This window comes from Enterococcus sp. 4E1_DIV0656 (genome assembly GCF_002140695.1).
GTDB lineage: Bacteria > Bacillota > Bacilli > Lactobacillales > Enterococcaceae > Enterococcus_D > Enterococcus_D entomosocium.
In genome coordinates this window covers 1208835-1221471 of sequence record NZ_NGLF01000001.1, presented here as the reverse complement: position 1 = coordinate 1221471, position 12637 = coordinate 1208835, and the positions used below count along the sequence as shown (strand labels likewise).

Below are 12637 nucleotides of genomic sequence, written 5' to 3'. Positions count from 1 at the left end.
ACTCCTCCTACGGTTTGCGCCGTTTCTTCTGCTAGCTTGCTTATTGCGGCCAAATGGATGGATACAGACCAAAGCCAGAACCGATCAAGCCGATCACTAGCAGCAAAGCGATACATTTCAACGGCGTCCAGCCGCGTTTTGATAAGAAGAAATACAGCATCAGTGTGATGGTCAACGGAATCACTTGCGGCAAGATCCCATCGAGGATTTTTTGAATATCGATCGTCACAGGCACTTCGTTGACTTTGTTAAACGTCAATTCATATTTGCCGTTAGCCAATTCGTTGACCGCCGCATTTTCTTGCAGTGTGTCGGTCAATTGTCCATTCTCATCCGTGGTATACAGCATGTCTTCGTAAGCGGCAATGGCTGCTTGATCATCCACGATCGTCGTCGCTTGTGTCACTTCATTGGTAGTACCGTTAGGGATCTGAATATCCAAAGACGTCGCCCCATACACGCAGGTCAAGGAACCGACAACAAAAATCCCTAAAATACTCGCTGCTCGGGTGAACTCTTTGGCATTTTCCGTTAAGATCCCAATCGCATCTGTCCCTAAACGATAGGACCAATGCATCAAGAAGAACCGTAAACCAAATTGGGCCGCATTGAATACCAGTAAGAAAATAAACGGTGCAGCGATGTTGCCGTTGATCGCCATATTGGCTGTGATACCAGCTGTTATCGGTACCAGAGTGAACCAGAATAACGCGTCACCGATCCCGCCTAGCGGTCCCATCGCGGCGACTCGCACTGCCCGAATCATGGGAATATCGGCTTTGTTTTGTTCCATCGATAGAATGATCCCCATCACAAAGTTCACGAGGAATGGATGAGTATTGAAAAACTCTAGGTTATGGCTCATTGAAGCAGCCAAGTCCTTTTCATTTTTGTGGATCTTTTTCAATCCCGGTAAAATACTGAATAACCAGCCTCCTGCTTGCATTCGCTCATAGTTGAAAGAGGCTTGTAGAAATAAGGAACGCCAAACCATATTGTTCAAGGTCTTTTTATCCAGTTGTTCTGCGGGCGCTTGTTCGCTATAAGAATCGGGAATATTATATGCCATCTTCATCGCCTCCGAAATCATAGGTATTGGCTGTTGCTACTTTAAATTTGGACTGGATTTGATAATCCCAAAAGGCTAATGCAAAACCGATAAAGGCTAGAATGATCAAGGCTGGTCCTTGCAAGGAAGGTGCCGCCATTACGATCGTGGCTAAACCAAACCCCATAAAGAAGAAGCCCCACATTTCTTTGGAAACCATCACTTTTAGTAAAATCGCAAAACCGACATACCGCATCATGCCCCCAGCTGCGCCGAGCCCACCCATCAACCATTGAGGGATCGCTGCGACCGCCTGATTCCCGAAGGCAGCACCGCCGATAAAGAATAAGACCACAATCAAGCCGAAGATCGTTCCAAGACCCACCATCGCTAAATAATTGATCCGATCAATGCCCTTCGTATTGGCATCATGGGCGTAGCTGTCAGCTTTTGACATCACTGGCGACATTAGTGAGAAGATAATCGTCACCCCATATTGCCCCAGCAAAGAAAACGGAATCGCCGTAGCGACGGCCACTGTCGGTTCCAGCTGCAGCGTGATCGCTAAGATTGCTGCCATAATTCCGCCAATCACCGCATTTGGCGGTTGCGCGCCGCCCACCGGCATATTGCCGATCGTCATTAACTGATAGGTTCCGCCAACGATCAAGCCGGTTTGAAGATCTCCAAGAATAAGTCCGATAACCATCCCGGTAACAATGGGCTGGTACAATGATTCTAAAAAACTAAATTGATCGATTGCGGCAATGAATGTAACTATGAAGACTAAAATGATTTGAAAAATCGTGTAATCCATTTTCTTTCTCCTTCCTTATCTCTGCATCACTGAAATAATTTCTTTTCATCTTCAACAGGTGTCGTTGGAACCCGCTGAATCACTAATTGCACCCCCATTTCCTTCAGTTTTTTAAAGGCATCGACATCTGCTTCATCGACGGCAACTGTCGTAGCAACCTGTCTTTTCCCTTCTGACATATGCATATTCCCAATGTTGAGTTTCTTGATTGGCACCCCACCTTCAGCTAATTTCAACGCATCTTGAGGATTTTCAACCACCATGAAAATCTTTTGTTTTGGCGATGCTTTATGAATGATCTCGATGGTTTTTTGAATCGAGAAATACCTCGTTTGGACGCCAGCTGGCGCCGCCATATCCATCAACCCTTGTCTGACTTTGTCTTTGGCGACCTTATCATTTGCCACTAAAATTAGATTTGCCCCCAACGTACCGTTCCATTGGGTGGCAACTTGCCCATGAATCAACCGATTGTCGATTCGCGTCAACAAAATATTTGGTTCTCCCATAAATATGTCCTCCTTCTATTTACTGCATGATTTCTGCAACCGCACTGCGTTCTACTTCGATCACCGTTCCCGATTTCACCCTTAGATCGACCGTCTCTTTCCCAAGTGCTTGAATCTCCCCAATAATGCCGCCGTATAATTTGATTTTCTGCCCCTTTTTCAAGGACTGCTGCAATTCAGCGAAATAGCCTTTTTGCTTTTTCAGATGTTTCCCATTCAAGAAAGATGAGACCGCCAAAAAGAGAAAGAGAAAAACAAGCACCACGATTGAGGCTGCTAAGATCATTTCCCACATCGTTAAATCCCTTCTTCCTCATTGGTTTCCTCATGACCTTTGATCTTTCCGTGAAAAATACCGCTCTTGCCAATCTCTGCCAGTTCTTGACAAAAACGCTCTGGATCAGTTGCCGTATATCTAGTCAACGAACCTTCCACTAGCAGCAGTAGATTGATGCCGCCGATGACCTCGACTTGCGGGACCTCATTGGCAGCGGTCATCGCAACATTAAAAGGGGTCCCGCCTACAAGGTCTGCACAAATCACGACCCCATCACAGGTTTCCTTTAATTGATCGATTGCTCCTTGCAACTCTTTTTCAAAGTCAGCTAACGGATTTTCCTCTAAAAACGACACTGCTAGAAACTGTTCTTGCGGCCCTGCAATCATCGCAAGCGCATTTTCCATCCCTTGCGCAAATCCTCCATGACCTGTTAAAACCAAACCAAGCATCTTATGTCCTCCCCTTACTTTCAACTGGTAGTAACCACATATCCAATATAAACGCTTTCATTTTGTCTGTCAACAATTTTTTTGTTTTTATATAAAAATGTCTTTGTTATCTTTAAATACAAAAAATGGCGCCAAAACAATGATTATCAATTAATAACCCAATTGATAAAGGTATTGAAATCCATCAAGGGAACGACCTTAATGTTATTTTTAACAAGTACGTTCACTGGTTTTTGAGTCTTGGTATCTAAAGAACCACAAGTCACTCACTATTCACCGATACAACAATCAACGTTGTTAAATAAAGGAACTATCAACAAATTTGCTTCCTTACTAAAAAACCAGCTAGGTATAATCCCTAACTGGTTTTGATCATCACCAAACTCATTTTCCATTATGCGTTTTATTAAATTGTATTACCATTTTTTTTAGGAATAATTCATGTTATTAACTTAAACAGGTTAGAGATAACAAGCTACCTTATAATCTAGAAGCTTTAAGAATATAAAAACCACCCATACTAACAGAACTAATGTAAAGCATATCTTGGTGGAGCTGATCTACTCTCTGTTCAATGTTTTCACGTGAAACAAAAAAACCTAACCAACCAGCAGGATCGCTGTTTGATTAGGAAATGGGTACTCCTTTATTGTTCGGTCAACCACGTGCGCGAGTGTTCAACTTCTTCATACGTTAACTGATGACTCGGGGTCCAAACGGTTGAAAGGACTGCACCCCGTGAGGTGAAGATCTCTTGGACGTAAGCACTGTCAGCTAGGGAAACGATCGGGTCGTTTCTGCCAAAACTCAGAAACACATGAGTGTCAGGCAAGGAATTCGTTGGTAAATTCTCGACTGGATACATGGCGTGGTAGAGGATCGCTTTTTTAAAGTGGTCACTATCATTTAGTAATAAGCGAATGGCAATGTTGGCGCCATTGGAATAACCCACCAGTACCACTTGCGCTAACGAAAAGTGGTGTTCTTTGGCGGCTTGCCGAATGAAATCGGCTAATTCGTCGCCGCGAAGTGCTAAGTCGGCTTCATCATACACTCCTTCAGCCAAGCGTTTGAAGTAACGGGGCATGCCGTTTTCTAAAACGTTCCCGCGAATACCTAATAGTGATGCTTGGGGATCAAGGGCTTTGCCTACTTCCAGCAACGACTGTTCGTCGCCACCAGTGCCGTGGAGCAGCACCAAAACTGGTGCGTCGGCTGCTCCTTGTTGGTAGATTGCTTTCATCGAAGTTCCTCCTTTAACTTGGTCGTTTGATATCGAAAATCTCCCCAATCGTTGCGTAAGAATTTCCCGCTAGCCGGCTGACTGCTTGTAAGGCACGGGGATCGATCTTGCCGTCTTGATAGACATCCTCTGCAATCTGGTAGCCGACGACTTCCAACAATAAGAGATCGGCAGTGGTCTGCTGGTCTTTTTTGATGGGTACGTGCTGATGCAGAATCGTTTCTAAGCGGACACTGGCTTCTTTCAAGCCAGGAACGGCAATCATTTTCGATGTCGTTGTGGTAAATCCAGAAACCGTCAACTCGCTTTGGTCTGCGGGCAATAATGCCGCGGTTTTATTGGCCTCTTGGACATTTGTTTGATCCAAAATATGCACAACGGCTTCTTTCGTCGCCAACAGATTGCGGGCGGTGTCTTTCAGTTCCCCCTCTTTGCGCTGGATAGCCAACGAGAGGATCACAGGTTCTGAGCTGACGATGTTAAAAAAACTGAATGGGGCGATGTTGACGATACCATCGGCTGATTGCGTACTGACCACAGCTACTGGCCGTGGAATGATGGAGCCAATCAGTAGTTTATAATTTTCTCGTTGGGTCAAATCCTTGGGATCTAAATAGTGCATACAGCGTCTCCTTTTTTCTAAACCGATAAGTCTGGCAAGCGATCCTCGATCTCTACACGGCGGCTTTCAAATTGGGCTGGCAGCATCAACTGCTGTCCTAACGTTTCTAATGGTTCATCAACTAAAAAGCCTGGGGTCTCTGTTGCGATCTCAAAGACGATGTTGCCCCGCTCTTGGAAATAGACGGCTTTGAAATAATTGCGGTCTTTGATTTCAGTGACTCCGTATCTTTGATCGTACAAGTATTCTTGCCACTCTTTTTGCACTGCTTCCGTTGGCACGGACCACGCGATGTGATGGACGGTGCCGACACCCCAGCGCCCTGCTGGCATTGCTTCATGGGGCACGACGATCTCATGAGCGAGGGTACCTGCGGTATGGAGATGCGTGCTTTTATTTGTTTGATTAAAAATGTCCAGACCTAGATCATCTGCCAACGTTTGAATGGTCGATTCTGGTTGTGCCGAAAGCAAGACGGCCCCATGAAAGCCTAAAATCGCTGGTGTTTCTGCCGATTCTTCGGCTTCGACTAACGCCAAAGACAGGTCATGCTGATCATGAAGTTCTAAAGTTGGCCGATCAAACAATGTACTTTCTTGGACAGTTACTTGATGTTTCGCCAGATGTTCTTGCCAATAGGCACTGCTGCCTTTAGGAATACGAAACGCGATCGTGCCGACTTGTCCGCTTCCTACTCGCCCAGGATGGGCATTTGCCCATGGAAAGAAGGTGATGATGGTCCCATTTTCTAATGCTTGATTGCTGTAATAAAGATGATACGTGTACGGATCATCAAAATTGACGGTTTGTTTGACGAGGCGCAACCCCAACACGTCGCGGTAAAAGGCAACGTTCGTTTGCGGATCGCCTACGATGGCTGAAATATGGTGGATCTGTTGAATGGGTTGCATACTGTGTGCCTCCTTAGGCGCGTTTTGTATTGAAGGGTTTGATGACTCCTTCGATGTATTCACGGCGATTTTCTAAAAATGGTGCCAATGATAAGGACTCCCCCAATGTTTCGTATGGCTCATCCCCCATGAACCCTGGTTCATCTGTTGCTAGTTCAAAAAGAATATGGCCGATGCGCACATACAAGGATTCAAAATAGTAGCGATCCACATAGCCGGAGTTGGCCAATCCCAAGTTATCAAAGATTTCTTGCCAAACTGCTAATGAGTCGTGGTGAGCTAAGCGAAAAGCGACATGATGCACTTCGCCATCGCCTTGTTGCGCTTGCGGGCTCGTGGTATCTTCCACTAAAACGACTTGAGCGCCATTGCCGCCTTCACCAACTTCTAGCAAATAGCGATTATCTACTTGATCAATGGTTTTGAAATCAAAAACGGATTCCAGCAGCCCTTTGAAATCTGCCAAGTAAGAAACAGACATTTCGACAGGACCTAAGCCATAAATCGCAAATTCAGTAGGAACCGGTCCTTTTTTCCAAGGAGTACCAGCTTTCACGCCAGTATTGTGTTCGTCAGAGATCAATTGATAAGCTTGCGTATCAAAATCCCAAAAACGCATCACTTTTTTCCCAAATTCGGTGGTGATTGCTTCGTGTTTTACCTCAAATTCATCAAAGCGTGCGGCATAATAATCAAGGGCAGCATCACTGGGTACTCGGAAACTGGTGCGGGTGATCGAGTTGGTTCCTTTGCTGCCGCGAGCGGTATTGGGAAAATCAAAGAACGTCATGGTCGTTCCCGGTGACCCTAAATCATCCGCAAAGTAGGTATGGTACGTATAAATGTCATCTTGATTGACGGTTTTTTTCACTAAACGCATCCCTAACACATCTGTAAAGAAATGGTAATTCCGTTCCACATCACTTGTCATGGCCGTCACATGGTGTACCCCTAATAATTGATCTTGTTTTCTCATTTTCTTTTCCTCATTTCTGATCATAAGTTATTTTTCGTAAAATTGTTTTTAATTGTTGCAATTCTTCACTGCTGAGTTCGGAAAAACTCGCCGCAATCTTTTGTGCATGACTGGGAAAAATTTTCTCCATCAATGCCCTGCCTGCTTCCGTAATCCTGACGTAAGTTACCCGTTGATCTTCTTGGCTAGGTTCCCGGCGCACGCAGCCTTTTTTGACTAATTGATCGACTACATAGGTTGTCGAGCTGCTGGCGATCAAAATTTTTTCCTTGATGGCTTGCGTCGTATGGGTGCCTTTATGGTAAAGCAATTCCAGTACAGAAAACTCCGTGATATTTAAGCCATAACAACGAACATCTTTTTTTGCCACTTGTTCCAAACGACTCGCCGTACGCAGTAAACCGATGTACGCTTTGAGCGCTTCTTCTTGATGCGCCATTTTCCTCACCTCTTTATTTCGAATTCGAGATAATCATAACTTACTTTTTGTAAGTTGTAAAAAGATATGCTTGGGTTGTTTAAGAAAATCATTCAATGCTTATTTTTATAGAGGTTAAGAACGGTTAGACACTAACGAAGGTCCCACCTTTTCTCTATGTCCCCTTCAAATCTAATAAAAAACGGAACTCATGAAAGGTTCCATGAGTTCCGCTAAATATATATTTTACTGAAGAGGATTCGATCCATTCCATGTACTGATCGATGAAGCGCTGATTCCCACGCATAGTTATCTCTTTTTCAAATCTTTACAGTCGGCTGGACCTGCTTTTCCAAAGCCAGCAACCACTTTTTGCGTTCGACACCGCCGCCATAGCCGCCGATGCTGCCATCGCTATTGATGACGCGGTGGCATGGAACGATCAACGCCAATTGATTTTTTCCGTTGGCATTGGCAACAGCTCGGGTGGCTTTTTCATTGCCGATTCGCTGTGCCAATTGTTTGTAGGAGTATGTTTCTCCAATCTTCATCGCCAACAGCTGCTGCCAGACGGCTTTTTGAAAATCAGAGCCGATCAATGCGATGGGTACCGTGAAGACAGTTCGATTCCCTGCAAAATATTCCGTCAGTTCTTGTTTGAGTTGCTGAATGATTGCTGTTTGCTGGGGAATGATCACTGCATTCAAGCGGCTTCTCAAAACAGCAATCTCCGTTTCTAGCCCTCTGCGATCCACGAATTCTAACAAGTAAAGCTGCTGTTGGTCGCTGATTGCCAGCATCGATCCCAGCTTGGTCTCAAGCCAAGCAGAAGAAAGAATCGTTTTTTCGCGGCTGTTGGAAGGCAATTCCCCCATAATCCGGGAAAACGCATCTCGAAAGCCGTTGCCAGAATCGAAGCCGGCTTCTAATTGTGCTTGGATCAGCGGTTCTCCTTCACGAATCTGCTTAAACGCTAACCCTAAACGGCGTGCACGGGAATATTCGATAAAGGTCATGCCAAAATATTTTTTAAATTGTCGGCGTGCGGTATTGGGATGGATCGCTAGTGCTTCAAAATCTTTGTCGGTCCACTTTTTCTCTGGGTTACTCTCCACGGCTTCCACCAGGCTTTTCACGTCAGGGGATAAGTGGCTAGGTGAGCTGAGCGGGCGACATCGTTTACAGGGACGATACGCCGCCAGCAACGCTTCTTGTGCCGTCTGAAAAAACTCGCAATTTTTTTTGAGCGGTTTTTTCGCTGGGCAGGTGGGACGGCAAAAGACGCCGGTGGTTTTTACCCCAACGTAAAAAATCCCTTCATATTGGGAATTTTTTTCAATCAGCATGTCGTAATAGTGGTCCCGTTGTCGGCTATCTTCAATCATCTTGCGCATCCCTCCTTCTTTTCTACACTTACAAAAATACTTTGTACCTGTCCTAACACACGACCAACCAATGCAGCAGCCTGCAAAGGCAGGTCGAAAATTTGCCCATATCCTTCTGATGACATACGATCACCCTTTCCTCTGAATGACCTTAGTGTACAAAGAATGGTCTTGACGCATCCCATAAAAATTAACACCAATTTTTTAAAAAGGATCGAAGGCAGTTATCCTCCGATCCTTTTGATTTCCCGTTTGCCTATTTTTCGGCGAATCTTAAAAGCAACGCCTACATGAACCTAGACCATCGCCTTCTGCTTGACTTGCAGGGCACTTTTTTTCCGCAAGACTCGCTCCAAACGGGGGCGATTATAGCGTTGGATCATGATGAATGGGCAGTTGGCCAATAACGCATAGGCGATCATCACCCAGCCCGCCCACGTAGGATTCCAGAGGAAAAAGAACGGTGCTGGAACAATCAGCAGCCAATGGGTCAGCTCTGCTCGGCGTGTTTCGATGACGAATTTTTCCAGATAGTCCTTTTGTTGCTGATCCAAGCGAGATTTGTCAAAGCCTTTTTTGGCAATCACAGTGCCGTCGGGCAATTTGTCTTTCCACTGACGAATACGAAATACCTCCGCCCAGATCCTACCGCCTTTTTCAAAGGCAAAAGAATGGAACCAGTTGGTATGACGTTCAAAAAAAGCATCACTGACTTTGCGCAAGCCAAACGAGATGCCTAGATGAAACAGCAGCCAAGCCAAGCTGTCTGTAAAGAGCAAGAGCAGTGGAGATAAGGTGATCAGCGGCATGTGCATCGCCTCCTATAAATTGATTTTTCGTCCTTTCCAGGTCACGGATTTCAACAAATGGGTTTGGATCCATGACCAACCAAATAAGCCTAGGAAAAAAAGAAAGTAACATGGGAAAAAAAGCAGCAAGACTCGGTTGAAGTTGCCGACACGGCGGGCAAAGCACAGAGTTTGTCCAAAATAAGCAGCATAAAAAAGCAGTCCTAGCCAAAGCGGTTCCATCAGAAATGGTGCCGCCAGTACCCCAATGCCGCCGCTGATCCACAAGATGACACCCGCCATGATCAAAGGGTGAGTGAATTGCGAAGCAGTGGCAAAGTCCTTCGTCCAGCCTTGAACAAGTTGACGAACACCAGCTGGATACATCCGAAAGGCCAACAGGTCTTTTCCACCATACAAGGTGATCGGCAAGCGTTTTTTCTTAAAGCGTCTCGCTAATGCTAGATCATCTAAGATTCCTTGTGGCATGTCCTGATGCCCATTGGCTTGAAGGTACGCTGTTTTGCTGCACAAGATACACGGACCAAAGGCGCCGCCGGCTGAGAGTTTTTCGCCTACGATAGAGAAACGGTTCAACCCGACAGGTAAGATGACATTAAAGACGGCAGATAGTTGTTCATACAGGCGCTTCGTTTGATGATAGGGCTGCACCGAGAGCAGGCCTTGTCCCGATCGCTCCTCATACGCAGCGAAAAGGCGCTCTAAGCCATCTTCTGCTAGAAAGAAGGTATCGGCATCCAAAAATAATAGATACTTGCCCACCGCTTGTGAGGCGCCTAACCAGCAAGCCGCCGCTTTCCCAGCAGAATTAGCAGCGGTTTTCAAGACCGTCGCACCGAAGCAATTGGCACAGGCGATCGTCTCGTCTTCCGATCCGTCATCAACCACCAAAATCTCCACAGGATAAAGGGTTTGCTGCTGCAAGGATGCCAACAATTGCGGCAAATTTTCTGCTTCATTGCGGGCGGGGATGATGATCGACAATTCTGCCCTCTCCTTCAAGTCTTTGGATGCGGCTGTCTCCTTGCGGGTGGGTATCGTCGGCAGGCGAAAAAAAATCAGCCAGCCTGCCAGCCAAGCAGCGCAAATACCAGCGAGCAGCAGGTACACAGTCATCATCCTTTCTTGTCTTAGTGTTCTCTTTTGGTGATCATCTCACTGACTTGCTGGCCACTAAGGGTCACCATCGGCATGCCGGCACCGGGATTGACCGTACCGCCAACGAAGTATAGATTTTCGTAGCGTTCGCTGTGTTTCGGGTGTTTAAAGCCATGATTTTTCTTGCGATTAGAGACTGTGCCGTAGATGGCGCCGCGATGTGACAAATAATTCTTTTGGATGTCTTCGGGTGTCCAGCGGTCTTCATACACGATGTGCTTGCGTAGATCCGTTAACCCCATGTTTTCCAGCTTGATCAAGATCCGTTCACGAAAGGCATCGTATTCCGCTTCCGTAAAGGGTTTATCCTGCAAATAAGGGATATGAGGCAAGATTTTGATGTTCTCATGCCCTGCCACTGTTTGCGAAGGATCGGTTTTGTTGGCATTGACCAAATAGATCGTTGGGTCTTCCGGCAGCTGATGCTGATGGAAATTTTGATCAAAGTTTTCTTTTGAGGCATTTGAAAAGAAAAAGTTGTGGTGCGCCAGTTGCGGATAGGAGGTTTTGACCCCTAAGTGCAAGACAAAGCCAGAACTTGCTGGTTCAAATTTTTCTTCCAGTTTTTGAGTAAAGGCCGGCGCTTCTTCTAACAGCTCTTCATATGCCGGGATCACTTCCATATTGGAAACAAAATAGTCCGCTTCGATCAACGTACCATCATCCAAACGAGCGGCACGGATTTGTTCTTGTTCAACGATCAATTTTTCCACTTTATGTCCCGTATGGAAGGTCACACCGATCTCTTTTGCTAAGCGAACGATGCCTTCGGCTAACCGATGCATCCCGCCTGGCACGTACCAGACACCTTGGGCATGCTGCATGTAGATCATCATGTTCAAGACGGCTGGGGCGTCATAAGGAGACGAGCCGACATACTTGATAAAATAGCTCAGCATGTCTTGCAGCTGCGGATTGCTGATACGTTTTTGAATGGCATCATGCATGGAAGAGAAATAATCAAAGCCTTTCAGCGCTTTGATCACGCCGTGATACTTCAAGATTTCTTTCGTGGTATCTAAGCCTTTCTCGAAATAGCCTTTTTCCGTGATATCATAAATCTTTTGCGCATAGTCCAAAAAGTCTTGGTACTCTGCCATGTCTTTTTCCGACAAGTGGGGGTTTTCCTTTGCCATACGTGCAAGATCGCCATAGAGATCGATCTTGGTGCCGTCAGGAAAAAAGGAGCGCCATTCCAATGGCAATCGGCGAATCGCAACATAATCCGCCATATCGCGATTGCTGCCAGTAAATAATTTTTCAAAAATCTGCGGCATCGTCAAAATCGAAGGACCTAAGTCAAAGCCGAAGCCGTTTGTTTCCAGTCGGTTCAATTTGCCACCTAAATGGTGATTTTTTTCATATAATGATACATCAAAGCCATTTTGGGCTAATGAGACCGCCGCTGATAGACCACCAAGTCCGCCGCCGATCACTACAACTGTTTTTTTCTCATTCATTGAGTTGCTCCTCGTTTGCTTTAATAAACGTCCCTATTTAGCCAATTCTTTTCACCGAAACAGACGGTTGCGTCTCACTGCAACTGCGTGTCTTCGCACTATTTTGGCATTGGCCACTTGAATCAAAGGATCGTTTTTCTAGATAATTCTATAGTATCACACCTTTGAAAAAATGACGGGGATGAGCCTACCGGTCAACTGATGCTGTTTTTTCTCAACCATGATTTCAGCGAATGAAAAAACAACCTGCTGGAAAAGAAAGGAAACCCGGTCATTTCGTCCATTCCGAAAATATTCTTTTTATAACAACAATTATCAGAATAGTTGAACATTTTTGACGTTAATACCAGCGAAAACAAATCTTCGTATGGTTACGAAAAAACGCGTTTGAGCCAATTTGGAATATCCTGTACATTGAATGTAGCGAAAGTCCTTCCCCCAATCATTAAAAAAAACAAAAGGGCCTTCTCAGTAAGACATTGCTTAACAGTGACTCTTTTTGATAATGACACGTATTGTCACCTTTTCCTAACACTTATAAGGAGTATTGAT

14 protein-coding genes are annotated in these 12637 nt (G+C 45.4%); all 14 read right to left on the bottom strand.

The window, feature by feature from the left end; translation table 11 throughout:
* Positions 1 to 40: 40 nt before the first annotated feature.
* The 14 genes from A5882_RS05785 to A5882_RS05715 all read right to left on the bottom strand — a co-directional run bounded on the left by A5882_RS05785 (position 41) and on the right by A5882_RS05715 (position 12085).
* Positions 41 to 1069 (bottom strand): PTS system mannose/fructose/sorbose family transporter subunit IID, encoded by a 1029-nt coding sequence (locus A5882_RS05785; RefSeq protein ID WP_008376454.1) that lies wholly within the window; start codon positions 1067 to 1069, stop codon positions 41 to 43.
* A complete protein-coding gene (locus tag A5882_RS05780; protein WP_005232623.1) occupies positions 1059 to 1865 on the bottom strand; it encodes a PTS sugar transporter subunit IIC in 807 nt (268 codons plus the stop codon). Before A5882_RS05780 ends, A5882_RS05785 begins: the two co-directional genes overlap by 11 nt.
* Before the next feature lie 26 nt (positions 1866 to 1891).
* A complete protein-coding gene (agaV, locus tag A5882_RS05775) occupies positions 1892 to 2374 on the bottom strand; it encodes a PTS N-acetylgalactosamine transporter subunit IIB (protein ID WP_005232625.1) in 483 nt (160 codons plus the stop codon).
* A 19-nt stretch (positions 2375 to 2393) separates the two neighbouring features.
* Complete coding sequence (gene yajC / locus A5882_RS05770) at positions 2394 to 2669, bottom strand: preprotein translocase subunit YajC (RefSeq protein WP_008376459.1); 276 nt, start codon at positions 2667 to 2669, stop codon at positions 2394 to 2396.
* A gap of 2 nt (positions 2670 to 2671) precedes the next feature.
* Positions 2672 to 3103 carry a PTS sugar transporter subunit IIA gene (locus A5882_RS05765; protein ID WP_086332885.1) on the bottom strand — a complete coding sequence of 144 codons (432 nt, stop codon included), beginning with the start codon at positions 3101 to 3103 and terminating at the stop codon, positions 2672 to 2674.
* 646 nt (positions 3104 to 3749) lie between these two features.
* Positions 3750 to 4346, bottom strand: a complete 597-nt coding sequence (locus tag A5882_RS05760; protein ID WP_016611540.1) for an alpha/beta hydrolase — start codon at positions 4344 to 4346, stop codon at positions 3750 to 3752.
* Positions 4347 to 4359: 13 nt separating this feature from the next.
* Complete coding sequence (locus tag A5882_RS05755) at positions 4360 to 4968, bottom strand: flavin reductase family protein (protein WP_086332884.1); 609 nt, start codon at positions 4966 to 4968, stop codon at positions 4360 to 4362.
* Between the two features lie 17 nt (positions 4969 to 4985).
* On the bottom strand, positions 4986 to 5879 hold the full coding sequence (locus tag A5882_RS05750; RefSeq protein ID WP_086372525.1) for a VOC family protein: 894 nt from the start codon (positions 5877 to 5879) through the stop codon (positions 4986 to 4988).
* Positions 5880 to 5892: 13 nt separating this feature from the next.
* Positions 5893 to 6855 carry a ring-cleaving dioxygenase gene (locus A5882_RS05745; protein WP_061053593.1) on the bottom strand — a complete coding sequence of 321 codons (963 nt, stop codon included), beginning with the start codon at positions 6853 to 6855 and terminating at the stop codon, positions 5893 to 5895.
* Between the two features lie 10 nt (positions 6856 to 6865).
* Positions 6866 to 7294 carry a MarR family winged helix-turn-helix transcriptional regulator gene (locus A5882_RS05740; protein ID WP_005232643.1) on the bottom strand — a complete coding sequence of 143 codons (429 nt, stop codon included), beginning with the start codon at positions 7292 to 7294 and terminating at the stop codon, positions 6866 to 6868.
* A 299-nt stretch (positions 7295 to 7593) separates the two neighbouring features.
* A complete protein-coding gene (locus A5882_RS05735) occupies positions 7594 to 8658 on the bottom strand; it encodes a bifunctional transcriptional activator/DNA repair enzyme AdaA (RefSeq protein WP_077453044.1) in 1065 nt (354 codons plus the stop codon).
* A gap of 296 nt (positions 8659 to 8954) precedes the next feature.
* Positions 8955 to 9473: a glycosyl-4,4'-diaponeurosporenoate acyltransferase gene (locus A5882_RS05725; RefSeq protein WP_086372524.1), complete on the bottom strand. Its 519-nt coding sequence runs from the start codon at positions 9471 to 9473 to the stop codon at positions 8955 to 8957.
* A 6-nt stretch (positions 9474 to 9479) separates the two neighbouring features.
* The gene (locus A5882_RS05720; RefSeq protein ID WP_086372523.1) at positions 9480 to 10586 is read right to left on the bottom strand and encodes a glycosyltransferase; all 1107 of its coding nucleotides are present in this window, start codon (positions 10584 to 10586) and stop codon (positions 9480 to 9482) included.
* Positions 10587 to 10597: 11 nt separating this feature from the next.
* On the bottom strand, positions 10598 to 12085 hold the full coding sequence (locus A5882_RS05715; protein ID WP_086316769.1) for an NAD(P)/FAD-dependent oxidoreductase: 1488 nt from the start codon (positions 12083 to 12085) through the stop codon (positions 10598 to 10600).
* Positions 12086 to 12637 lie beyond the last annotated feature (552 nt).